Origin of the sequence: Paenibacillus tyrphae, from assembly GCF_024158745.1 — a bacterium.
GTDB classification, from domain to species: Bacteria; Bacillota; Bacilli; order Paenibacillales; family NBRC-103111; genus Paenibacillus_G; species Paenibacillus_G tyrfis_A.
Map to the genome: position 1 here is coordinate 250,994 of NZ_JAMZAW010000009.1, position 24,794 is coordinate 275,787.

Genomic DNA, 24,794 nt, shown 5'->3' on the forward strand with positions numbered 1-24,794 from the left:
ATTGAGGATGAGAGTAGAGAACTTCTGTAAGTATATGGTTCTATTCAGCAGCCATTGCGTTTGCTTTCGTGTTATGAACCGTACCAAATGGATGCTGAGGTGGAGCATAGATCGTATAAAGTTTAAGCGGGGTATTGCCCGTGTTTATTAAATTATGCCATTTACCAGCAGGTATCATGATTGCATCATCATCATATACCCTTTTTTGAAAATTTACGGTATCTTTAGTATCACCCATGCGGATGACACCTTGCCCCTCTTCAATACGCAAGAATTGGTCAACGGTAGGATGAACTTCTAAACCGATGTCTTGCCCGACATTGATACTCATCAGAGTCACTTGTAAGTTTTTCCCTGTCCATACGGCAGTACGAAATGTATTGTTTTGCTTGGTAGCCTTGTTAATATCCACAACAAATGGTGTTCTTCCATAATCTTTTAACTCAATACTGCCATTCATGTTTGATGATTGCCGATGACCGAATCGGTATGAATGGTCTATTTCTTGGGGAATCGCCCAGTACACAGGTTGTCTTACATAGCTATACATTGGTTCGTTAACGTAGTAGGGATATGGATACATATACTCAAAGTAAAACATTTGGTTTACTCCTTCCCTTCACAAAGCATAAAATAGGTTATTCACGATGGCTTGGGAAGGGTACTTTTATTCTGTGATGTATTACTTCGAGAAATTGTTGTTAGCTGAATAACAAAGCTTTCGACAAAAAGCACCCCAAGAGCAACTGGGATGCTTTATCCGAAGCTTAATATTGTAATAGTTCTAATAATCCACGCCATGGACAAGCGCTTTAATAATCAATTCACCGGGGCTTGATGTCTGGAGATGACCTATCAACCCACTAAACAAACCGAAACATACAACCAGAGTCAGGAATATTTTTTTCACTTTCTATCCACCTCCTCTCTTATAACTGTTGCTTGGTAATCCTTAATTTGTCGCTTTGATGCATATCCTCGATATTTTTCAAATAAGGAAACACATCGGGCAAAATCCTCATGTCGGTTCATTTCTTTAGCTAAGCTAATGCAGCGTAAAGTCTCATCGATTCCCTGTTCAATTCTCCCATTCCTGAACTCATAAACCGCTTTATGATAGCGAAACCAAAGATGTCTCCCGGAATTAATTAAATCGTTGTCAAAAGAATCGAAACGGTTGATAGACCTGGAAAAGCGCTGAAGTATTTGTTCAATACAAAAGCCGTATGTATTCGCTGATTTCAAAATGGTAGTCAGTCCGGACAAGATTTCATTAAGTTTATCTAGCCCTTCCAAATATTCTACATATTCGTTCAGGATACTATCATTGCCTGTTAATACTTCCAGGGTGTAGAGGTTCGCTTTCGCGAAAACTTTAAATTTTTCAACCTCTTTCAATCCCTCTTTGTCCAGAGGTTCAAACCTTTCAAGATGAGCGTAATCTTGTACAACTTTTTTAGCCTCTTCGTACAAGCCCTTTTCCTCTAAAACAGCACCCTTAAATAAAAGGCCCATGCCCAAATAATATACTAGGTGACGCTCAATCGCTACTTCTTCCACTGTTCTTAGTTCATGAAGAACAGAACTTAGTTCTGTGAGTTCTTCAGCAAACCGTTCGACTTCGTTCCATTTCTCCAACGAATAACAAACCTTGGCCAGCTTTAACAGAGCTGCGAGTTGGTGGTTTTCCGGCAAGCGTTTTCTAAAAGGTTCAAATTGTATAACCGATTTCCAGTTCTTCTCGGCATCTGTGCCTTGAGCGATCAGAAATAATCGATAGTGACTCATAGCCAGCATCTCGGAGAAACTATCTTTTACATTGTCGACAACAAGTTGATAAAAGCGTGCCGATTCCTTATATTTTGCCTTTTGAAACAGTTTTTCTGCAACAGGAAAAATTACGGATACGTTCTTCGGATTATCCAAAATCTTAGAGATTACCGGTTCAATACAATCGTTTCTGCCAACCTCGGCACACCGTACCAAGTACGGAATTAATCGCGGCCGGGACAATTTCTCTTCGGAAATGCATTCCTCCGTATATAGCTCATACAGCCATCCGGGAACCTTTCCGAACACTCTTGCCAAAGCGTCTAATTGACGGATTGTCATTGCGCGGGAAACACCATTCAACGCCATGCTGAGATTTCCGACATTAATCCCCGTCAATTCAGCCACTTGATTAAGGTTATAGCCATGCAGTTTCATCTGGTCTTCAATTTCCACGCGCAAAGACCGGTTAACAACCCGCATAAAAGGCGCCCTCCTCAAATTGATAAGTTTATTTTACCACAATATACCATTACTATGAAACGAAAATATTCATAGTTTGGTTGAAAATAAGGATTAATTTTACAATTTTCATCAAAAAATTTTAGCTGCTTTTCGCGAAATCTTGATTTTAAAGGAATTTTTTCTCTTTTTTTATAGATTGGGTTTAATTAGGGAGGAATAAACTAAAATTAACCTTCGGTGAATCTATGGAGAAATGCAAACGACATTGCGGGTGGGGATGGCTAACGAAGTACGAAACGAGCGAACGCAATGACATAATAGAACATAGCGGCTATGGCAAGAGCGGCATAACAGACACCTAGCGCATAGATTAGGCCTCTTCCCCCGTACCCCAACAGTTTCCAATACCACGCCAACGGTTCTTCCGAAAACTCACTCCAATAGGATTGGGGATGACGCGGTTTCCAAGCATCGGTCTGGGACCGATATTCACCTGGGTTTTGTTCCTTCATTACATCTCATCCTTTTTTCGAGGGTTTCCATGGAATATATGTGTAACCTGATTTCAGGGCGTTCCAACGGAATCAAAAAAAGATGACCCCTGACGAGTACAGGAATCATCTCTTAGCTGTGTAGAGGCTCTAGGAAATTCAGATACTCATTAACGGATGAACTCCTCCTCGTCTGACAATAAGCTTTTGCTCAACTAATCTCATCAACCGCTGCCGCAGCTTCCTGATTTTCCGTTTTCGCTTTTTATTCATATTAACCATTCCCGAATCCTATTATATTGATCGTTTTCCATGTACAGGATTTATGATTTTTGGAATAATTTTTTTCAACAAAAAAGCATTCGGGAGCGTTTCGTCCCGAATGCTACTAAAACAGCTGTCAAAAGTGTCTAAATGAAACGTTAAACAGCTCTGATAGGATATTTGAGGAAGCTTTCTATTTGTTGTTCCGATGCATAGTCCTTATATTGCTCAAACAAGGCGGTGCAGCGGACATAATCCTCATTCCGGCTCATCTTGTGGGCCAAGGAAAGACAGTGTAACGTCTCATCCAGCCCTGCTTTGTTTCGTCCGTACCTGAACTCATACATAGCTTTATGATACCGAAAACGAATGTGTCGATCCGAAAGGATGAGATCGTCGTCAAAAGAATGAAAAGCATGAATGGCTTCAGAAAAACGCGACAGTACGTGATCCACAGAGAAACCAAATGTATTTGCTGATTTTAAGATCGTGATTAATCCGGCCAGAATGTCTTCAAACCAGTTAAGGCTCGCCAAATAATCGGCATATTCGTCAACAATGCCTTTGTTCCCGGTTAGCACCTCAAGCGTATATAAATTTGCTTTCGCAAAAATACGAAACGTTTCTTCTTCTTTCTTACCTGATTCATCGAGAGGTTCCGGCCACTCCAGATTAGCATAGCTGTGTACATATTTTTTGGCATCATCGTATAACTCCTGCTTTTCTAATGCGACGCTTTTAAACAAGAGTCCTATGCCGTAGTAGTATATCAAATGTCGCTCACTCTCAATCTTCTCTCGTGTTCTGCACAATGCCATACTTAACTCCGCTAGCTCATTCGCGAATTTCTCGACCTCGTCCCACTTCTGCAAAGCAAAGCAGGCCTTAGTCAGCTTCATAAGCGCTGCCAGTTGGTGATGCTCTGGCAGACGTTTTCGGAACGGCTCAAACCGAATGACCGCTCTCCAATTCTTCTCCGCATCGCTACCTTGAGCTATGAGAAATAATCGATAATGACTCACGGCCAGCATCTCGGAGAAGCTATCCTTGGTCCCGTCAATCACGACTTGGTAGAAATGCTCTGCTTCCCGCAATCTCTCCGTCTGGAACAGCTGCTCTGCCACGGCAAAAATAATGGATACGTTCTTCGGGTTATCAAGAAGCTTGGAGATCACCGGTTCAATACAATCATGACGATCGAGCTCTGCACATCGTACCAAATAAGGAATTAACCGCCGCCGGGACCATTTTTCCTCCGAAATGCATTCTTCTATATACAGCTCGTACAGCCATCCGGGAGCTTTACCAAAAAGCTTGGCCAAAGCATCCAAATGACCGATTGTGATCGAACGGGCTACACCATTCAAGGCTCGGCTTAAATTTCCTGCGTTGATCCCCGTTAGCTCAGCCACTTGATTGAGGTTATAGCCGTGCAGTTTCATCTGGTCTTCAATTTCCCAACGCAAAGGACGATTGACACCCCGCACGAAGAAACCCTCCCCTAGAAATATAGATAAATTTTACCTTAATATGCCATCGAAATAAAACGAAAATACCTAAATGCGCATACAACCAAGTGTCAGCGAGGCGCTGGATTAAGTCGCAGCAGCATTCGGGAACATGGAGAAACAGTACCCACAGCTATTCTCCCTCTATGGAGAAAGCAGAACCTCCCGTTTTCTCTTGTTTTCTTAAGTTTTCGTAGCGAAGTCAGTTTCTCAGTATTTGAAGTTTGGGATAAGGGTGTAACTAAGGTTAATTTTGGAACTGGAGAAAAATAAGACTTCATTGGTATGATACCACTTGTATCCAAAAAAGTGGGTGTTAAGTCCAGTTATGGTCGCACTGGTGGATGTCCACATCTCTCATGGAGGTCAACCCTCCCAAGTCTCACAGAGTCTTCGCTCCTAAATTCCTTCGTCCAACCTTTCCATGAGGTGGATGTCGGTCATGCTGCCCGTCAGGGTCGTAATGCCCGTAATATAGTTGCTTTACCGACTAATCCGTGCTTCAAATGTATGTTTCTGATTTGCCGTTTCACTTAAGAAATCAATTAAGCTGCTTTTGGAAGTTCCGCCAAATGAGGAATGTCCTGCAACATTCGTTCCTCACTGAAATCACATTGTTTCGTACCGATGGTAAATAAAATTCGTATCAGTTTATTACATATGGCAATAAGGGACTGCATCTTCTTCAAAGGATTGTCTGATCGTGTAGTAAAGTAATGATGCAGAGCCCTAAATGCACTGTTCTTTGCCACCAAGGGCATGGCTACTCGAAATAAAAGAGCTCGGAGTGTTTTTCTCCCTCTCTTTGTGATCCTAGTTTGTCCTTTGTGGTTTCCTGATGTATTCTCCCTCAGGCTCAGTCCAGCTAGCTTGATGATCTGCTTGGGATGGGAGTAATAGCTAAGGTCTCCCACTTCGGAAAAGAAGCCTGCGACCGTATCTTTTCCGATTCCCGTAATCGCCAGCATTTGCTGAACACCAGGGATCTGTTCGAGTAAATTATCTATGGTCGATTCTAATTCTTCAAACCGTTGTTTTACCAGTTCATACTTTTCGATTAACGTGCGCAGCTCTAATTTTGCCATGACTGAACCTTCACGAATGCCAATCGATTGTTTGGCTGCTTCTTTCAGTTCAGTGATTCTACGGAGTCCCACCGAAAGGCTTTCCCAAACTCTAATCCTCTAAAGTCTTGAGCTCGGGCTACGTGCTTGTACTTCGCAATATCCACACCAATAACTAATTTTTGTGGCGTGATTTGAGCAATCTTGTTATTTTGGTTATAATTCATTTTAGCAGCCTCCTGGTATATGAGTTTCGTCCTTTTTGCTGGCCAGCTCAGGACAAACTTATGATACCAAGAGGCCCTTTTTATGTTCAAACACGATTTTTATTCATTACAGGAATGCTGCCCATTCGCTTAATCCCCAATCCTTTTCTTTGGACAGCAAAAAAGGATAGATTCATCCTCTACCCCTTCTTTGTCTTTTTCTGTAACTCAACTCAGCGAATGAATACATTGGAATTATCTTCATGCAGTTTGTCCACATGATCGATGATTTCGGTAATATTAGCACTTTCCAACTGGAAGCGGTCATTTAAAGTGATAATCCACTTATCGTCAATGTAAGATACTAAAATTACTCCATTAACAGCTTTAATGGCAACGTTACGCATTATTGCATCTTTCAAACCCATAATCTCATCATACAAAGGATGCGGTTCGCCATCTCTAAACAGTTCCATAAAAAACCTCCGTTTTAGAATTAGGTTGCCCCAGGCGTAACCATTTTAATTCTTTAAATGGATTCAAAACTTTTTTATTATTTAAACGAGCTCTAAGCCTCCCATGACGGGAGGCTCAGCCCATAACAATCAAAAAATTTCACTAGCGTCCGCAGCTAAATTCCGAACATGCTTTAAATAGGCGGTGACGCGCTGATCGTCTTCCACAGGATATTCGTAATTCAAGCGGTTCGCCACATCCTGCGCGGTTCGGCGGAACAAGTCCCCCATGGCAAACAAGGCCTGCCAGACTCCTTCATAGGTTGCGTCCGGGAAGGTGGACATCAATTCGTGCCAGCTCTCCCTCGAAAGATGCTTCTCCAGATATTTGCCGTTTTTGCCTGTGCTGATCAAAAAATCGGTGCGGATGCCAACCTGCCATTCAAGCATCTGAATAAGCATCGGTCTCACGGCCACGTTCAAATGATCCTGGGCATAAAGCATTTCTCGCCTCCATAAACCTTTGGCGACATACGTGGATACCCACCAAAATTCATTGCAGCAATCGGCAAAAAGCTTGGCCGACGGGCGTTCTACCCAATAATCCTCGTCTGTCGGGGCCGGAAGCTTGGGAAGACAATGGTCTTTGTCCAATAAAACGACAGCCAGTTTATCGCCGCTGTTCCAGTTGTCCTTCTGCTCAAAGGGACACAGGGTCAGGTCAATCCGGTTGCCATCTGTGAATAGCATCAGGTAGGGGAACTTTCCGTCCAATTCGGGAGGAATAAGCTTCATCTCTTCCGGCTTCTGCATGATAATTCGGCTGCCGAAGCGGTCGATCCACTGCTTATCTTCCATAAAAGAAGGCAGATCATGAACGATAAACACGATGTCATAATCCTGAAACACATCTTTGGGCGCATTCGGATTCGTTCGCGACCCGTTCATCCCGACTGCCCGGATTCGCTTATCGTTCACAGCAACATCCAGAATTAGCTTCATCATTTCCTGTTCGCTTCTCATCCTCGTTCCAACCTCCATCGAATATAGTCAGAGTCCGGCATTCGAACGAAGAAGGCGGTCCGCGAATACGGACGACATCGGATGCTTTTAGATCGAAACGTTATAACTTATCCAGCAGCTTTTTCATGATTATCGTCCTCCTGTCTCTTGATTATAACTCCAGTTTATGGAAGAATACAGCGCTTCTTCCTTTTCCGGCTAACCGTACCTCGCCATCAGCTCAGCCAACCTCCGCTTGATGTCATCGATCAGCTCCGGCGGGCATTTCACGGTCGCATCCGTGCCCAAACCGATGAAAAACTGCGCCAGAAACGGAATGTCCCCCTTCGGCATGCGGCCTTCCAGCCACCCGGTGCCGTCCTCGCGGCGGTGCAGCTTGGTCGCCGACCAATATTCGGCTTCGCATCGATGAACACCTTCCTCGCTCAGCTCCACATACAGACTCGTGAATTGCTGCTCCGACGGGAGCAGCGCCTCCCGGTTGCCGAGGTGGAGATGCCGGAGGTCGCGCGGCTGCGTCCCGGAAGTATCCTCCACCGCTGACCTGATCCGGTCGCACCGGAACAAGCGGATATCTTCGCGAAGGAAGCAGTAGGCGGGGCAGTACCATAAGCCGCTGCTGGCATAAATGCCGACCGGCTGGATGAGTCTGGCGGACACGCTTTCGCGCGATCCGTATTCGATGCGGATCACCTTTTGCCGGATGGCTCCGTCCAGCAGGATCGATAAATAAGGGAACTTCGCCTGTCTCGACGGGATCACAAAATCGATCCGGTTCTTCATCTCATCGATCCGGTCGCGCACATCCCCCGACATGTAAAAGTAAAATTTGCTCAAGGCGGAGGACGATTCCGTCTCGAAGGGAAGGTAGGCATAGTGGCGCAGCGCATGACACGCGAAAAAGATCGCGACAGCCTCCTCCTCGGTAAAGGCGATCGGGGGCAAAATCCGTTCGTTCAAGACCTGATACCCGCCGTGAGGTCCCACCTCCGAATACAACGGCACCCCAAGCTCGCTCAATTCCTGTAAATCGCGCAGAATCGTCCTCGTCGATACGTTAAACTCGGTCGCGAGCTCCTTGACGGTAAATTTCTTCTTTCGGTTGACGGTCATCATCAGATCCATCAGTCGTTTCGATTTGGACATGGTCCGGCTCCGATTTATTTTTGTATTTGTGACAATAGTTGTCACTATTATAGGCTACAATAAGAATCAAGTCCAACAACTGGATAGCTGTGTTGGAACATATCCCAAAACCTAAAGGAGTTGTATTTACGATGACCGTGCAATTGACCACTTTCTTAATGATGGACGGAAAAGCAAAGCAAGCTATTGAGTTCTATAAAGAAGCATTGGAGGCAAGCGTCCTTTTCATCCAAACGTATGGTGACGCACCGGAAAACCCCGAATCCCCTCTGCCAGCACATATGAAGGATTTCGTGTCGCACGCCGTTCTAAAAGTCGGCATGGCAAACATCATGGTTGCCGATATGGAGCCTGGCACCCCTCATCGAAGCGGAAACCAAGTTCAAATCTGTATTACGACCGACGAAATAGAGAAGACCAAGAAGTTTTACGAATTGCTGAAGCAAGAAGGTCAAGTGGAGATGCCGCTGCAGCAAACTCATTTTAGCCCTGGCCTTGCCGTCGTTATCGACAAGTTCGGCGTAGTCTTTCAAATTGTCACTATGACCTCGGAAGAAGCGGTCATTCGAGGACATCAAAAGGATAGTTGACGTTCTAATAGAAACGATAAGCGCCATAAAAGCAGTTGTAGTCCAGGTCCTTCGGGTGCCTGGCCCGTCACTGCTTTTTTCATCGGCCGAAACAGGGGTATTGAAATTACGTGAAAAGGCGGTAAAAAAAGTTGACATCGTCTACGAAATGGATGGCTACCGCAAAAGGGTCAGACCATCAGCAATTAATCAAACGGGTCACGTGGGTCGTGGCGCTCGGCGTTTTACTCGCCGCGAGCCCCATTCCGGAGTTGGCCCCCGTTACGATCACGGTGCGGTCCCGCATCCGAATCCCTCCTTTTTTCTATTATTATAGTGCTTCGGCTATCGTCGTAAGTGAAGAATGTTCCGCCTGAACCGGGTGAGGGGCATTCTTTTTTTTAGTCGAATTTGGATTTGACATGGACGAAAACCAGGCATAAAATTAAATTGTTTAATTAATGATGTCTAAAATATTCAACGATCTATCTAACCGGCATTTCTGGTGCCGGAGACGGATCCAAGCGAGCGGAGATGATCATAAAGCATGTTGAAGTTATTTGCTTATTTGAAGCCGTACCGTGTGCCTATCGCTATCGTGCTGGCTTTGATCTTCCTGCAGTCTTTATCCGACTTGTATCTGCCTACGCTCATGGCCGATATTGTCGATATTGGGGTCGTGCAGGGAGATACGCCTTATATTTTGCGGATCGGAGGCTTTATGCTGCTGGTGGCGGCGGGGGGCACGATCTGTTCCGTCGTGGCGAGCTATTACTCCTCCAAGGTGGCCGCAGGCTTCGGCCAGCGGCTGCGCGGCAGCGTGTTCGAGCATGTGGAGAATTTCTCGCTGCAGGAGTTTGACCGGATCGGCACGGCTTCGCTGATCACGAGGACGACCAACGATATCACGCAGGTGCAGCAGGTGCTTACAATGATTCTGCGGATGATGGTCAGTGCGCCGATGCTCTGTATTGGGGGGATTGTCATGGCCGTATCGCAGGACGCCAAGCTGTCGCTGGTGCTGATCGTGATTATCCCCGTACTGGTCGGAGCGATTTTCCTCATTGCGAGCAAAGGTATTCCGCTGTTCAAAGAGATGCAGAAGAAGCTCGACAAGCTGAATCTGGTGCTGCGCGAAGGGCTGACCGGGATTCGCGTCATCCGGGCGTTTAACCGTGCCGGGCACGAGAAGCAGCGGTTTAACGACGCCAACCTCGACCTGACCGGGACGGGGCTGAAGGTGAACCGGATTATGGGGGCCATGATGCCCGTCATGATGCTGACGATGAATTTTGCGACCATCGCGATTATTTGGTTCGGCGGCTTCCGCATCGATAGCGGCGATATGCAGGTCGGTTCGCTGATGGCTTTTCTGCAGTACGCGATGCAGATCATGTTCTCGTTGATGATGGTGTCCATGATGTTCGTCATGATTCCGCGCGCGTCGGTTTCCGCCGCTCGCATTCGCGAGGTGCTGGACATGGTGCCCACGCTGAACGACCCCGAGCAAGCCAAGAACGGCGGGACGCTGAAAGGCCACGTCGAGTTTCAACAGGTGTCGTTCAGCTACCCGGGCGCGGAAAAGCCGGCGATTTCGGACATTACGTTCAAAGCCGGTCCTGGCGAAGTCACGGCAATTATCGGCGGTACCGGCGCGGGCAAATCGACGCTGATCAGCCTTATCCCGCGGTTCTACGACGTGGCCGGCGGACGCGTGCTGGTGGACGGCACGGACGTCAGGGAGATGACGCAGGAAGCGCTGCGCGCCAAGATCGGATTCGTTCCGCAAAAAGCCGTGCTGTTCTCGGGAACGATCCGGGACAATATCCGGTACGGCAAAGAGGATGCGACGGAGGAAGAAATTCGCTATGCGGCCGACATCGCGCAAGCGACGGAATTCGTGAGCGAGATGAAGGACGGCTTCGAGTCCGTTATCGCGCAAGGCGGCTCGAACGTATCGGGCGGGCAGAAGCAGCGTCTGTCCATTGCCCGCGCGCTGGTGCGTCAGCCGGATATTTACGTGTTCGACGACAGCTTCTCGGCGCTCGATTTCAAGACGGACGCGAAGCTGCGGGCCGCCCTGCGGGAAGAGACGGGAGAGGCTACCGTGTTGATCGTGGCCCAACGGGTCAGCACGGTTATCGACGCCGACCGGATCATCGTCTTGGACGAAGGCCGGATTGCGGGCATCGGCCGTCACCGGGAGCTGCTGGACACCTGTAAGGTGTACCGGGAAATCGTATCCTCGCAGCTTTCCGAAGACGAGCTTGCCGGAAGCGGCGCGGCCCAGGAACCGGGAGAAACGGATGAAGCCGCGGTCGCTTTGCGCGCCGGAAAGGAGGAGGCCCGATGAATGAACAACGCAGAGCCCCGGGACCCGGCGGCGGAGGTCCGTTCGGAAGAGGCCCGGGGATGCCGGTGCAGAAGGCGAAGGATTTCAAAGGCACAATGAAACGGCTGATCCGGTATGTGCTGCCCCGCAAATTTCAATTGCTTGCCGTGTTTGTTGCGGCGATTATCAGCACCATATTTAGCATCGTCAGTCCGAAGCTGATGGGGCAGGCGACGACCAAGCTGTTCGAGGGCCTGATGCAGAAAATGAAAGGCGTGCCGGGTGCGCACATCGACTTCGGCTATGTGCATTATATTCTGCTGATGCTGGCGGTATTGTATATCGTGAGTGCGGCGTTCGCTTATGTGCAGCAGTATTTGATGGCCGGCGTAGCGCAGAAGACGGTGTACGACCTGCGCAAAGAGGTGAACGAGAAGCTGGCGCGGCTGCCGCTCAAGTTCTTCGATTCGAAGACGAACGGCGAAATTCTGAGCCGCGTCGTGAACGATGTCGACAACATCAGCAGCACGCTGCAGCAAAGCTTGACGCAGCTGATTACGTCTCTGATCACCTTGGTTGGCGTCATCGCGATGATGTTGACGATCAGCCCGATTATGACGCTGATCGTGTTCCTGACGCTGCCGCGCAGCCTGCTCGTGACCAAAGCGGTCGCCTCTCGCTCGCAAGGTTACTTCAAGGAGCAGCAAAAAGCGCTCGGCGAGCTTAACGGGCACGTGGAGGAAATGTACACGGGCCACAAAATCGTCAAAGCGTTCGGCCGCGAGCGCCAGTCGGTCGATACGTTCAACGGCATTAACGAGAAGCTCTACGAGTCTGGCTGGAAGGCGCAGTTTATTTCCGGGATCATCATGCCGATGATGAGCTTTATCGGCAATGTCGGCTACGTTCTCGTCAGCGTGGTCGGCGGGCTTCTGGTTACGAAAAGATCGATCGAGATCGGTGACATTCAGGCGTTTATTCAATATTCCAGGCAGTTCTTCATGCCGATCACCCAGCTGGCGACGATTGCCAACGTCATTCAATCGACCATCGCTTCGGCGGAGCGCGTGTTCGAGCTGCTGGACGAACCGGAGGAAGACCCGGAGCATGCCGAGGGGAAACGCCTTGGCGCGGCGAAGGGAGAAGTGCGGTTCGAAGGCGTTCGGTTCGGCTACAAGCCGGATGACGTGCTGATCGACAACATGAACATTGACGTCAAGTCGGGACAGACGATCGCGATCGTCGGCCCGACCGGCGCAGGCAAAACGACGCTGATTAACCTGCTGATGCGCTTCTACGAGGTCGGCGACGGCCGGATCACCGTCGACGGCACGAATATTACGGAGATGAAGCGCGGCGACCTGCGCAGCTTGTTCGGCATGGTGCTTCAGGATACGTGGCTGTTCAACGGGACGATCCGGGACAACATCGCGTACGGCCGCGAAGGCGCAAGCGAGGACGAGATCGTGCAGGCCGCGCGGGCCGCGCATGCGGACCATTTTATCCGGACGCTGCCGGACGGCTACGATACGGTCTTGAACGAGGAAGCGTCGAACATCTCGCAAGGCCAGAAGCAGCTTCTGACCATTGCCCGCGCGATCCTCGCCGACCCGGCGATTCTGATTCTCGACGAAGCGACCAGCAGCGTCGATACGCGGACGGAGGTTCATATTCAGAAGGCAATGAACGAGCTGATGAAAGGCAGAACCAGCTTCGTCATCGCGCACCGCTTGTCCACGATTCGCGAGGCCGACTTGATTCTCGTCATGAACAAAGGCAGCGTGATCGAGCAAGGCAACCACGAGGAGCTTCTCGCGCAAGGAGGCTTTTACGCCGAGCTGTACCGCAGCCAGTTCACCGGCGGAGGACGGGGGCAGGAGGCGGGTTGAATTTGGAGGACCCCAGCGTAGGTTAGAAGAGCGTCTCGAAAACACTAAATATGTGGCGTATGCAGGGAATACGTGATATTATAGATATCAGTAAGGGTTATACTGAGTTGTACTTTGTTATACTGATTTTTGGAAATTCGGAGAATACTAAAAAGAGCCGCTAGTGCTGCGAACACTAAAACGGCTCTTTGGATAAACGAAGCTGTGGAAGAATCCCACGGCGCGCATAAGTTATTACCTAGGCGAAAAAACCACCGATCAGGCTCTCCAACCTAACGACGGTGGTTTTTTCGCTTGCTTAGCTTCCGTTTGAGCCATTTGAAAAGCTTCCTACCGCTCAGCAATAAGCTGAGAATAGCTGCAATCCATTTGACTATATCCAGCAGCGCCACAAGAATGACCAGAGCAATCACCTCCTTTACAGAGGGGCTGCGCCATGGTCACTTCCTCCATCGTTCTCCGTTATCCTTCTTTGCATTATAGCACATGTCCATAGGAAAGGTCATAAAATTAATATGATACTTGCCCGGAGTGGCCAGACTGCTTCTTCTATTTGGATCAACGGACGGTCACACCCTCCTGCTCCATTGGTTGTAAATAATATACGATTAAGAGGCCTGTACCATTTGCGTCACTTCGAAGGTTACAAGTCCGATGCATTTGACTTTTGGATAAGCGTATGTTTCAATGAAATTAATTTGCGGGGGGACTACTTGGTAGTTGAGAAGGTTAAAACCTGACCCTTTGAACCTGTTGGTTAATACCGACGTAGGGAAGCGAATCATTACATCTCTATATGTATATGATTAGGGCGCTTCCCACGAATGAGAGAGCGCTCTATTTTTATGTGCTAGAACTGAATATGGCTTTTTGTTTGCGGGGGGACTGTTCGCAGTTGAGAAGGTTAAAACCTGACCCTTTGAACCTGTTAGTTAATACTGGCGTAGGGAGCAAATAACCATTCATCGTGTTATTTCCCCTTGTCAGATTTAGGACAAGGGCTTTTTATTTTTTCAATGTAACAGAGCGGAGAGGATAGACTTGAAAAAAGTATTGACGATTGCCGGTTCGGATTGCAGTGGAGGCGCTGGCATTCAAGCCGATTTAAAAACGTTCTCGGCGCATGGCGTTTTTGGCATGAGCGTCATTGTTTCGGTGGTCGCCGAAAATACGAGCCGCGTCATTGACATTCAGGATGTCAGGCCGGATATGATCGAAAAACAAATTGATGCCATTTTTGAGGATATTGATGTGGACGCCGTGAAGATCGGTATGCTCTCACAGCCCGAGTGCATGGAGGCCGTCGCTGGAAAGCTCAAACAGTACGCTCCCGCTAATATTGTTCTTGATCCTGTGATGTATGCGAAAAACGGCTGCCCGCTTATGAACCCCGGCGCCATAGACACACTGATCCAAAAGGTTATTCCGTTCGCCGACCTCCTGACCCCCAACATTCCGGAAGCGGAGAAAATCGCCGGTATGCCCATTCACAATATCGAAGATATGAAAAAAGCGGCCGAAGCGATTCACCGTATGGGGTGTAAAAATGTCCTTGTCAAAGGCGGTCATGCGTCAGGAAGCGCGCTGGATATTTTGTTTGACGGGGAGCGGTTTTATACGTTCGACGCACAGCGTATTGAGACCAAAAATACGCATGGCACAGGCTGCACCTACTCAGCCGCTATTGCCTCCAACCTTGCATTGGGGTGCAGCTTACAAGAAGCGGTACATCGGGCAAAGGAATATATCACCACCGCCATTCGGCATTCCTTGTCAATCGGAAAGGGCCACGGCCCGACTCATCATTTTTACGAGCTTTACCAAAACGGCTTAAAGAATGGAGCTGAGATCAGCAATGGACAATAACTTCATCTCAAATATCGGCGATTTATTGAGCAGCGTCCGGCGAGCAAAGCCTTTGGTTCACCATCTTACCAATTATGTGACCGTCAACGACTGCGCCAACATTACGCTTGCCATCGGCGCTTCGCCTATCATGGCGGATGATATCGAGGAAGCCGCTGACATCACCGCAATATCCTCCGCGCTCGTGTTGAATATAGGGACATTGAATAGCCGAACCGTGGAATCAATGCTTGCCGCTGGGAAGAAAGCAAACGAGATGGGCATCCCCGTCGTTTTGGACCCCGTGGGCGCAGGCGCGTCGAAGCTTCGCAATCAGACGGTTAGGACGATGCTTGAACAATTACAATTCAGCGTTATCCGCGGCAATATGTCTGAAATTCGTTATATCGCCGGGCTCCACGCAACAACGAAAGGAGTGGACGCTTCCGAAGCGGACTTGGAAAACAGTCTGCAAAGCGGAATCGATATTGCGAGCGAATTGGCGAAGCAATATCACTGTGCGGTTGCAATCACCGGTGCGACTGATATCGTATCCGATGGCCGAAGCGTAATTTGTATGGAGAACGGGCATCCCATGCTCGGCTCTATAACCGGTACCGGATGTATGAGCACTTCCCTTATCGGCTCCTTCTGCGGCGTTACGGCGGATTACCGCATGGCGGCCGTCGCCGGTATTTTGTGCATGGGTATGGCAGGGGAGATTGCTTATGAAACAACCGGTCAACAAGGAAACGGCAGCTACCGTGTAGCTCTCCTCGATGAAATAAGCAAAATGAACTCCCAGACGATGCACGAGAGGGCTAAAGTGTATGAAGCCTGAGATGGATTGCAGCCTGGATTTGGTTGCGAACGTCCCAGTTAAGGCTTCGAACCCTGTCGAGGGTTTTCAACACACTCAACCGCAGGCACGCCCTGCGGTTTTTTGTTGTTTCCCGTAGTGGTGTTACATCCGAAAAATGTCGATGTTCTTCCACAAGCGCTCATCGCCCGTTCTGTTTTCTTAGTACAATATCGATCTTGTGCAACCGGAATTTTGGCAGCAGTCCATGACAAAGATTCAGCAGGATATAGAGGAATATCTTAGATTAAGTAAGGTATAGTAAAATGTAATTTGTAATACAAAAGAACTATTTTTCATTTAATAAATAGGACAAATGGTATATAATGATCAAAAACAGCAAAGAGGTGTAATATCTTTTATTGATGGCATTATCTTTTATTGTTTTGAGCATTTTAGTTTTTCCTGGTTTTGCTTCAACGGCAAAAGCAGCTACGGTGGGAGAGCAACTAAAAGCACCGGAACAAGGCTGGAAAAGGTTTGACGATCATAATCCGTTGATTAAGTATAATGGAACTCCACTAAATCAAAGCAGCGGACAAGGACTATATAACGATACCGGCTACGGAGTTTTGGGTAAAGATTCGGTCGAATTTTATTTTACCGGAACGAAAATGAGATTTATCGGCGCTAATTATAATAATAGAAGCACGTCGGCAAATATTGAAGTGTATATTGACGGCGCCTTAAAAGGAAGTTTCTCACAGTACTCCTCTAGTTTAATAGCACAAGTATTAAATTTTGAGGTTACGGGTTTAAGCGACGCCAAACATAAAGTCAAAGTACAGTCGAATGATAACGGGCTATTCGTTATTGACGCTATTGATATCAGTGAAACAGGGGATCTCGTTGCTCCGGATGTCACTCCGAATCCTACTCCCACTACCACAAAATTATTTGTAGGGGATAACTCGATGTATCTTTTGGATGCTAACGGCGAGGTGTGGTCTTGGGGAAGCAACGATTATGGACAACTAGGTCTTGGCGACACAACGAAAAGAACGGTGAAAACCAAAATTCCAGGTTTAACCGGCATCACGGATATTGTTGTGAAAGATCACTTTGTTATCGCTCTTAAAAACGACGGCAAAGTTTATGGTTGGGGAAATAATACGTCCGGAGTACTCGGAGCTGTAGGGGAAATCGTGAAACAGCCGGTTAATTTTGAAAACAATATCACCGTAATTGATGGAGCGAATTAAATAATAAGGCCAAAGATGACTTCTGAATTCAAGGAGTCATCTTTTTTCGATGTCGCCGGTTCACCCGCCGTTCCCAATGAGGAGCGGCGGGTTTTTGACTATACGCCGCGCATCAGGCTAAGGAGCGCAGCAGCCCGGCCAGCAGCCGGACTCCCTCGCGCAGCTGGTTTTCATTGGCGTAGGAATAGCTCAAGCGAATCCGGTCGTCGAACTCTGCGAGCGGATCGCAGATCGTGCCGGGCACGAACGTGAGCGACTGCTCGATGCCCTTCGCCAGCAGCGTTCCCGCTTTGATCCCGTCCGGCAGCTTGATCCACAGGTTCAAGCCGCCCGCGGGCTTGGTCCACGACAAGCCGGTGCCGGACAACGCTTCCTCCATAATGTTCATCCGCACGTGCAGCGCGATGCGGAGCTTCTCCAAGTGCCGCTGCATCCGGTCGGAGAAGAAGAGCAGCAGAAAAATCTTTTGATTCAACAGCGGCGTGCCGTTGTCGGCGAGCGACTTGGCGGTCAGCAGATTGCCGATGACCGGCTGTCGGGCTGCCACGGCGGCGATGCGCAAGCCGGGAGCGATATATTTGCTGAAGCTGCGAATGTAGGCGACATACCCTTCCGTATCGTAGGCGAACAGCGGCGGTGGCGGCGGCTGCTTGAAGTAGATGTCGTGAAACGCATCGTCCTCCACCAGAAGACAGCGGTGCTCCGCCGCCAGCTCGACCAGGCGCTTCCGCTGCTCTGCGGACACGGTATAGCCCGTCGGGTTGTGGAATGTTGGGTTGAGATAAAAGAAGCGGGGCTTGCGCTCCTTCATCAGCTTGGCCACCTGCTCCAAATCATAGCCGTGCGGATGGATATCCACAGAGGCAAGCTGCGCGCCGTAGCTGCGAAATATATCCATCGCCGCGCCGTAGGTCGGACGTTCTACAAGCACGACATCCCGCGGCTTGAGCAGTGTCTTGGCCAGCAGGTCCAGCGCTTGCTGTGCCCCGGAAGTGATCAGCAACTCGCCGGGCGTAAGAGCGAGGCGGTGCTCGACCGCCAAGTACTCGGTCATCGCCTCGCGAAGCTCCTGATCGCCTTGAACGGGCGCGTAGGTTCCGAGCACTTTGGGATACAGATCGAAGGCTTGCTTGACGTAGGCCGAGAGGTACTGATTCGGCAGCAGATTCGGATCAAGCAGCGCTTGGGAGAACTGGTAAACCACCGGAACCCGCTGGATGTCCGATAGCGGATTTTGCTGAATATGAGAATGTACGGCAGGCGTCGCCGTCAGGTCGGACGGCAAGCTGCCGGTATTGAGATAATAGCCGGATTTGTCTTTCACGAACGCTTTGCCGCTCTGCTTTAGCAACTGGTAGGCTTTGAATACAGTCAGCCGGTGAACGCCCAGCTCCTGGGCGAGCTCGCGGATCGAAGGAAGCTTGCCGCGCTCGGTCCATTCCCCTCGGTCGATCCGTTTCAGGATATCGTCGCAGACGCTCTCGTACAGCCGGGCAGACTGGGCGGCGGATGGGTAAATTTTGCTCACGCGTCGCACGCTCCTCTCTTTATCTCCATTGTAGCACTTTTTTTCGTGATCTGTTCTGCGATGGTTGATCTGTTCTGCGCCCCTTCTTCTATGATGGAGAAATAGAAGGAGGAGAGAGACATGGTGTGGTTGGGCTATACTGTCATGTGTTTGATTTTCGGCACGACGTTTTTGATGATCAAGGTAGGGATCGACGCGGGACTTCCTCCGTTCTTCTCGGCCGGAGTACGGTTCCTGCTTGCAGGCGCGCTGATTTTCGTCTGGGCGTTGGCGACGGGAAAAGTACGCTTCTCGTTACTCTGGCGCAAGGACCTGCTGCCGACGGGAATTGGGTTAACGTTCGGCACGTTCGCGACGCTGTATTGGGCCGAGCAGTATGTGAGCTCCGGGCTGGCGGCGATTTTATCCGCGACGGGGCCGATTTTCTTATTGCTGATTCAAAGCATCGTGCTTCGGAACAAGGCCAGCCGCAGCTCCGTTAGCGGATGCGTGCTCGGCTTTGTGGGAGTGGGGCTGCTGGTAGCGCCGAACCTGTCCGTGGAGACGAATCTGCTCTGGGTGGTGGGCTGCGCCGCGATTCTGGTCGGGGAACTGTTCTACGCGTCGGGAGCGCTCTATGCCAAACGGGCGCTCGTGCGGTACCCGGAGACGTCGCCATTGGCGTTGAATGCCATACAAATGATGCACGGGGGAATTCTGCTGCTCGCTTTGTCCCTGTTCACGGAGCGGGTGCCGACGGAAGCTTTGGCCACGGGTCAAGGAATCGGAGCGCTGCTGTATTTGACCGTGGTCGGGTCGATGATGGGACACAGCTTGTTTTACTGGCTCGTGGCGCGGACGAATCCGTTCTTCCCGACGACGTGGCTCTATATTTCGCCGTTAATCGCCTTTGCGTTAGGCGCTCTGCTGTATGGGGAAGCGGTCACTTGGGAAGCCGTCGCGGGAGGTATCACGATCATCGCCGGCATTCTGCTGGTGAACCTCGACGCCATCCGCGGGGCGAGGTCGGCCAAGAGAAGGCAAGGAGCGGTTCAAGCCAAGCAGGCGGGGTAACGGGGAGCGTACGGGTGAATAACGGCCGGGGACCGGAGTCTCGGACAGACAGGATGCATAATTCCCTCCTTTGATCTAATTTCTACCAAAAAATTGAAATCTAGAAAGGTTAATGGTAGAATAGGATTGTATTTACAAATATCATCCATTGGAGGGAAATTATGAAAAAGAAACTTGTATCTGCCGCATTATCGACGGCCCTGGTGCTGTCCTTCTCCGCCTCGGTTATGGCAAGCAGTCCAACGGACATCAGTACTGCCGGTACAACCGCGTCTAGCGGCTATTCGAATTTGGAAGCAAGAGAGGTTGTAAAATATTACTCGCTGGCTTCTTACGAGGAAACCGAAAAAGAAGCTTTTGTCCTGAGTCAAGGAGAAGAACTCACCGTTTTCGTCTATAACTCGGGGTTCCCCATTACTTATACTGTGTATGACGCGGACGGTCAAGCGCTGGGCACGTATAATACGAATACCCCTTACGGACGTATTTTTACAGCGCAAAAGAACGGTCCGCTGTACGTTCAGTTTAAGGCCGGGGCGAACAGCTCTTTTGTGAAAAAAATGAACTTCTCCGCCAAGTTTTCCATTTCGTAACGATACCCGTTTCCGGCACGCAGCTTGACCTTCGCCGCCGGCCGTTTCCATGGTTCCTTGACCATTGGAGGCGGCCGGTTTTTTTATTGACCGTCGGCCATCCCTTTTCGACACAATCGATAGGTTCTTTCGACATTCAGGCGACAGATAACGCTCATGATGTCGATAGTTTAGGATAAATTTACCATTAATCGAAGGTAAAGTAGTCAATTTAGCGTATAAAATAAATGCTCTCTAGTAGTTCTATCAACTCATCTCAGCCGCTAGAGTATCCCTTATACTAAAAGCGAAGTAAAAATAAGGGAGGTATGGTAAATTGAAGAAATTAACATGCGGTCTCATCATTTCCGGTTTGGCCTACTTCGGCAGCGCATCGGTGAGCTTGGGAGTTCCGGCTTATGGCGGAACGGAAGTCTTCAAGCAGCCGACAGGGGAGACGTTTCAAGCGGCTCTGCAGGGTGACGAATGGTTGAACTGGACGAAGGGGGTGGATGACGACGTATTAGTGCAGGACAAGAACGGTTTTTGGAATTATGCCGAAATTGAAGGAATCTCGTTAAAACCAAGCGGCAAAAGGGTGAACATTGACCCGAAACCGGATCAGACGCTCAAGCAAGAGCAGGTGAAGCAGTGGGCGCAGGAACAGCAGATCGTGGAGAAGATCAAATCCAATGTCGCGCCGTTTCTCGGCGAGCCCGATCCTGGCCCGTCCCTTGCGCCGATCAACACCGGCAGCTCCCGCAAGCTGCTAGTGATGCTCGTAGATTTCACCGATATCGGCATGAAATATTCCGATAGCGAGTGGAGCGACAAATTCTTCGGCGATAAGGAAGGCACGGTCAAGCACTACTACAAAGAGGTCAGCGCAGGAAAAATGACGATCGGCCCTGCGGCGGAATCGTACGGCTCGGCAGGCGACGGCGTCGTTCGTGTCAAGCTCGGCTATCCTCACCCGAATACGGGGGGCAACACTGGAGCGGCCAACCAAAAAATCGTCAGGGACGCCGTAGCAGCTGCCGATCCGTACGTCAATTTTGCCAGCTTCGACACGAACAACGATGGTAAAGTTACACGGGACGAGCTGTTTCTGGTAACCGTCACGGCAGGTTATGAAGCCGCTTACAGTGCCGGCGGAACGCCGAGTCTGTGGGCACACCGCTGGTCGGCGGGAACATGGCAGGGAGACGGCAAAACGGTCAACCTGGAGTATATCCAGCAAGGCGAAAACCACGGCGACCATATGGCGACGATGGGTGTGCTCGTGCACGAGACCGGTCATTTGTTCGGTCTGCCCGATCTGTATGACACGGACAGTTCCTCCATGGGTGTCGGTCCGCACAGCCTGATGGCCGGCGGGTCATGGGGCTCTTACGGGAACAATTATGCGGGTTCCACACCGGTTCATATGGACGCTTGGTCCAAATACCGGCTCGGGTGGGTGAAGCCGACGGAAGTGAGCGCGAACGGCTCGTATACGTATACGCTCAACACGATTCAGCCGTCCAACCCGAATGCGTACAACGTCGTCAAAATCAACACAAGCACGCCGGGACAGTTTTTCCTGCTGGAAAACCGCGGCTTTGTGGGATATGACCGGGCCCTGGAAAAGTCGCTCAAGGGCGGCAAGCCGGGCATCGCGATCTGGCACGTGGACGAGACGCAGAGCGGCAATATGAATGAGCAGCGGAAGCTGGTCGATCTCGAAGAAGCCAACGAAGGCACACTCGGCTACAGCCAGCTCGATACGAAGAAGAGCGGCACATACGACCACTATTACGCAAGCGGTTTCAATACGTCGTTCGGCCCGAAAACGAAGCCTTCGAGCGCGACTTATGAAGGCACCGATACGAAAGTCTCCGTAAACGTGAACAGTGCCGGAAGCAGCGCCATGAAGGTCGGCGTCAAAATCGGCAATGCGAGCGGATCGGTGAAGGCGACCGACGTTCCCGGCTCCCCCAGCCTGAGCCACAATAATTGGAACAACGAGAAGAACTATGCGATCACGATGAACATGTGGTGGGGCAATAACGGCGACACGTGGAGATTGTACGAAAACGATACGCTCGTCTACGAGGAAGAGCTGACGGACAACAGCTCGCAAGCGCAGACGGCGGCCAAAACCTTCACGAACCAAAAGCCCGGAACGTATATTTATACGTGCGAGCTGGTGAACTCATTCGGTACGACGAAATCTTCCCCGCTTAAAGTCCTCGTAAAATAAACCATAAGGGAGCCGGCCATGCCGCGCTCCCTTCCCCTCGTTACCGAACCGAATCTACAATTGAATATCAATCGTCGTCCCGCGGCCGATCTCGCTGTGAATCGCAATCTCTCCACCGTGCTCCTGGATAATATCTTTGGCTATCGCCATGCCGAGTCCGGAGCCTTTATGCGCATCTCCCGTGTTGGTGCCGCGGTAATAGCGGTCGAAGATTTTGTCGAGCTCTTCTTTTCGGATGCCTTTGCCGTTATCTTGGATGACAATATGGGTCCGATCGGTCTTTTCAATCCGGACGGCGATATTCACGTTGGCGTCATTATGGATCAGCGCGTTATAAATTAAATTCTGGATCGCTCTCCGCACAAGAATTTCATCGACCTCTGCCGGGATGTTCTCTTGATCGGCATGGAATTCAATGTGATGCTTGGCGTATTTCGGGTCATTGACGATATCGATCACGATATCTCGCAAGAGCGCGGCCAGATTAACCTGTTTCTTGTTTAGCTTTAGCTCTTTGTTTTTCAATCTGGTCGTTAAGCTTAAATCTTCAATGACCTCTTTGATATAAAGCGACTTTTTCTCGATAATGTCGGCGTATTCCCTGATTTCGTCTTCGGTAAAGCGGTAATCCGGGTCCTTCATCATTTCGGCAAAGCCTTGAATCGAGGCCAGAGGCGTTTTAATATCGTGGGAAATGTTGGTGACCCATTCCTCTTTCATCCGGTCCAATTTTTTTCGTTCGGACTCATTCGCCTTAAGCTGATTGGACAAATGATTGATATTCGAGAATACTTGTTTAAAGACGCCCGCCGGCCGGGCATGAAAATATTCATTGCTTGCCAGTCGTTTGATCCCGTCGATTAGCGTATACAACGGCTTGGTCAGCCGTTTGCTCAAGAAATACCCGATCAGTAACGTAATCAAAATATCAACAACCAAAACGATGCCGCCGACCTTCACCGTGCGAAACAACGATTGGTTATCGTACAAAATAAAATACCGGTTGATATTGCGGTTTTCCATCCCGATCAAATAGCTGTAAGCGCGGCCGCCCGCTTTCTTTTCTCCGACAAAAACCGTCGTCTCGCCATTCACTTCCTTGTACTTATACATTTGCACGATTTCCGAGGGCGTGTAGCTTTTCTTTAACCCTTCCGGCGCCTTGTAGCTGAAGAGCTCCTTGCCGGTTTCATCCAAAATTTGAATCCATGCGTTCCTGCTGCTTAGCTCTTCCTTGCCTGGATCGGCAATCGTCAGCGCATCGCCGGAAATCGTGATTCGATCCTCAAACTGTCGTGTAAATTGCTCGGGAGAGTGCTCTTCTTCTTGAAAGATAGGGATATTGAACACAGACTGAGCCGTGAACAGACCAAGCGTTAGGAACAGGTTTATGAAAATAATGAAGATGACGACGAAGACAACCGAGATCAGATATCTTACTGTTAACTTCCATTTCATAGCCTATTCATCCTCGACGGCCAGTTTGTAGCCCAAGCCTTTGACGGTAACTAAATAGCGGGGCTGGGAAGGCTGCTCTTCAATTTTTTCCCGCAGTCTCCGGATATGAACCATGACCGTATTGTCGATGCCGATAAAATCCTCCCCCCAGACGGCGTCGTAAAGCCTTTCCTTGCTGATCACTTTATTCACGTTCTGGAGAAAATACTTCATTAATCTGAGCTCTTTGGGCTTTAATTCAATGCTCGTCCCGTTCTTTAGCAATTCCGCTTTTTGTTCGTCTAACGCAAAGGGACCCGCTGTTAAGACGGTATCCTTCACGGCCTCCGACTGCATATAGTCCGCTCGGCGCAATTGGGCTTTCACGCGGTAAGCCAGCTCTTTGGGGCTGAACGGCTTGGTGATGTAATCGTCGCCGCCGATGGCAAAGCCTAAAATTTTGTCGATTTCCTCCGTCTTGGCCGATAAAAATAAAATCGGAACCTTCGAGACCGCTCGAATTTGCCTGCACACGTCATAGCCTTCCCCATCCGGCAGCATAATGTCCAATAACACAAGATCCGGCTGCTTAAGCTGGAATTGAGCGAAACCGTCTTCCGCCGTCGTGGCCGTGATGACATGCTCGATCCCTTCTTTGCGCAGAACCGTAGCCACAAGCTTCAATATGGCTTCCTCATCATCTATAATCAAAACCTTTTTGTTGATCGACATGTCATCGTGCCTCCTGGGAAGGGAAAGGTGTGGAATGCAATTCTTGTTATGTGTGAGTATGCGGCACTTTCTTTCATTTATCAAGCGGCATGAAACAAATGCGCAAAAAAGCTATGCTGCATCAGCTTCTTTGCGCATTGTC

The 24,794-nt window shown here is 49.5% G+C and carries 19 protein-coding genes, 1 pseudogene and 2 riboswitches; of the genes and pseudogenes, 9 read left to right on the forward strand and 11 right to left on the reverse strand.

Annotated features, from left to right (window positions below; translation table 11 throughout):
* Positions 1-40: 40 nt before the first annotated feature.
* From NI000_RS15740 to NI000_RS15775, 8 genes and pseudogenes are all read right to left on the reverse strand, one after another.
* Positions 41-601, reverse strand: coding sequence for a cupin domain-containing protein (locus tag NI000_RS15740; protein WP_253412062.1), 561 nt, complete (start codon positions 599-601; stop codon positions 41-43).
* A 305-nt stretch (positions 602-906) separates the two neighbouring features.
* Positions 907-2,253, reverse strand: coding sequence for a helix-turn-helix domain-containing protein (locus NI000_RS15745; RefSeq protein WP_253412064.1), 1,347 nt, complete (start codon positions 2,251-2,253; stop codon positions 907-909).
* Positions 2,254-3,148: 895 nt separating this feature from the next.
* The gene (locus tag NI000_RS15750; RefSeq protein WP_253412066.1) at positions 3,149-4,477 is read right to left on the reverse strand and encodes a helix-turn-helix domain-containing protein; all 1,329 of its coding nucleotides are present in this window, start codon (positions 4,475-4,477) and stop codon (positions 3,149-3,151) included.
* Between the two features lie 566 nt (positions 4,478-5,043).
* Positions 5,044-5,658: pseudogene (locus tag NI000_RS15755) on the reverse strand (transposase); the annotation flags it as partial.
* Positions 5,628-5,789, reverse strand: coding sequence for an IS110 family transposase (locus NI000_RS15760; protein WP_253412070.1), 162 nt, complete (start codon positions 5,787-5,789; stop codon positions 5,628-5,630). The pseudogene NI000_RS15755 and the gene NI000_RS15760, both read right to left, overlap by 31 nt.
* A gap of 212 nt (positions 5,790-6,001) precedes the next feature.
* Positions 6,002-6,244 (reverse strand): hypothetical protein, encoded by a 243-nt coding sequence (locus NI000_RS15765; RefSeq protein ID WP_253412071.1) that lies wholly within the window; start codon positions 6,242-6,244, stop codon positions 6,002-6,004.
* Positions 6,245-6,373: 129 nt separating this feature from the next.
* Positions 6,374-7,246, reverse strand: coding sequence for an aminoglycoside 6-adenylyltransferase (locus NI000_RS15770; RefSeq protein WP_253412072.1), 873 nt, complete (start codon positions 7,244-7,246; stop codon positions 6,374-6,376).
* 198 nt (positions 7,247-7,444) lie between these two features.
* Positions 7,445-8,392, reverse strand: a complete 948-nt coding sequence (locus NI000_RS15775) for a helix-turn-helix transcriptional regulator (protein ID WP_253412073.1) — start codon at positions 8,390-8,392, stop codon at positions 7,445-7,447.
* A gap of 131 nt (positions 8,393-8,523) precedes the next feature.
* Between NI000_RS15775 and NI000_RS15780 the strand changes: the two genes are divergently transcribed.
* The 6 genes from NI000_RS15780 to NI000_RS15805 all read left to right on the forward strand — a co-directional run bounded on the left by NI000_RS15780 (position 8,524) and on the right by NI000_RS15805 (position 17,088).
* Positions 8,524-8,982, forward strand: a complete 459-nt coding sequence (locus NI000_RS15780; protein ID WP_253412074.1) for a VOC family protein — start codon at positions 8,524-8,526, stop codon at positions 8,980-8,982.
* A 526-nt stretch (positions 8,983-9,508) separates the two neighbouring features.
* Positions 9,509-11,314, forward strand: a complete 1,806-nt coding sequence (locus tag NI000_RS15785; RefSeq protein ID WP_253412075.1) for an ABC transporter ATP-binding protein — start codon at positions 9,509-9,511, stop codon at positions 11,312-11,314.
* Entirely contained in the window at positions 11,311-13,182 is a 1,872-nt protein-coding gene (locus NI000_RS15790; protein ID WP_253412076.1) for an ABC transporter ATP-binding protein, read from the forward strand. The genes NI000_RS15785 and NI000_RS15790 overlap by 4 nt, the downstream gene beginning before the upstream one ends.
* Before the next feature lie 692 nt (positions 13,183-13,874).
* Positions 13,875-13,975, forward strand: a riboswitch (TPP riboswitch).
* A gap of 75 nt (positions 13,976-14,050) precedes the next feature.
* Positions 14,051-14,149: riboswitch (TPP riboswitch) on the forward strand.
* Between the two features lie 74 nt (positions 14,150-14,223).
* Positions 14,224-15,048 carry a bifunctional hydroxymethylpyrimidine kinase/phosphomethylpyrimidine kinase gene (gene thiD / locus NI000_RS15795; RefSeq protein ID WP_253412077.1) on the forward strand — a complete coding sequence of 275 codons (825 nt, stop codon included), beginning with the start codon at positions 14,224-14,226 and terminating at the stop codon, positions 15,046-15,048.
* The gene (thiM, locus tag NI000_RS15800; RefSeq protein ID WP_253412078.1) at positions 15,038-15,868 is read left to right on the forward strand and encodes a hydroxyethylthiazole kinase; all 831 of its coding nucleotides are present in this window, start codon (positions 15,038-15,040) and stop codon (positions 15,866-15,868) included. The genes thiD and thiM overlap by 11 nt, the downstream gene beginning before the upstream one ends.
* A gap of 383 nt (positions 15,869-16,251) precedes the next feature.
* Positions 16,252-17,088, forward strand: coding sequence for an RCC1-like domain-containing protein (locus tag NI000_RS15805; protein WP_253412079.1), 837 nt, complete (start codon positions 16,252-16,254; stop codon positions 17,086-17,088).
* Between the two features lie 112 nt (positions 17,089-17,200).
* Here NI000_RS15805 and NI000_RS15810 read toward each other — a convergent pair whose 3' ends face one another.
* Positions 17,201-18,616 carry an aminotransferase-like domain-containing protein gene (locus NI000_RS15810; protein ID WP_253412080.1) on the reverse strand — a complete coding sequence of 472 codons (1,416 nt, stop codon included), beginning with the start codon at positions 18,614-18,616 and terminating at the stop codon, positions 17,201-17,203.
* A 120-nt stretch (positions 18,617-18,736) separates the two neighbouring features.
* Here NI000_RS15810 and NI000_RS15815 point away from each other — a divergent pair, with 120 nt between their 5' ends.
* The 3 genes from NI000_RS15815 to NI000_RS15825 all read left to right on the forward strand — a co-directional run bounded on the left by NI000_RS15815 (position 18,737) and on the right by NI000_RS15825 (position 22,483).
* Complete coding sequence (locus NI000_RS15815; RefSeq protein WP_253412081.1) at positions 18,737-19,669, forward strand: DMT family transporter; 933 nt, start codon at positions 18,737-18,739, stop codon at positions 19,667-19,669.
* A 161-nt stretch (positions 19,670-19,830) separates the two neighbouring features.
* Entirely contained in the window at positions 19,831-20,262 is a 432-nt protein-coding gene (locus NI000_RS15820) for a hypothetical protein (protein WP_253412082.1), read from the forward strand.
* Between the two features lie 316 nt (positions 20,263-20,578).
* Complete coding sequence (locus NI000_RS15825) at positions 20,579-22,483, forward strand: M6 family metalloprotease domain-containing protein (RefSeq protein WP_253412083.1); 1,905 nt, start codon at positions 20,579-20,581, stop codon at positions 22,481-22,483.
* A 54-nt stretch (positions 22,484-22,537) separates the two neighbouring features.
* On the opposite strand, the gene NI000_RS15830 is transcribed toward NI000_RS15825, so the two are convergent.
* Together NI000_RS15830 and NI000_RS15835 are read right to left on the reverse strand one after the other, a co-directional pair.
* Positions 22,538-23,941: a sensor histidine kinase gene (locus NI000_RS15830; RefSeq protein WP_253412084.1), complete on the reverse strand. Its 1,404-nt coding sequence runs from the start codon at positions 23,939-23,941 to the stop codon at positions 22,538-22,540.
* Positions 23,942-23,944: 3 nt separating this feature from the next.
* Entirely contained in the window at positions 23,945-24,652 is a 708-nt protein-coding gene (locus NI000_RS15835) for a response regulator transcription factor (RefSeq protein WP_253412085.1), read from the reverse strand.
* Positions 24,653-24,794 lie beyond the last annotated feature (142 nt).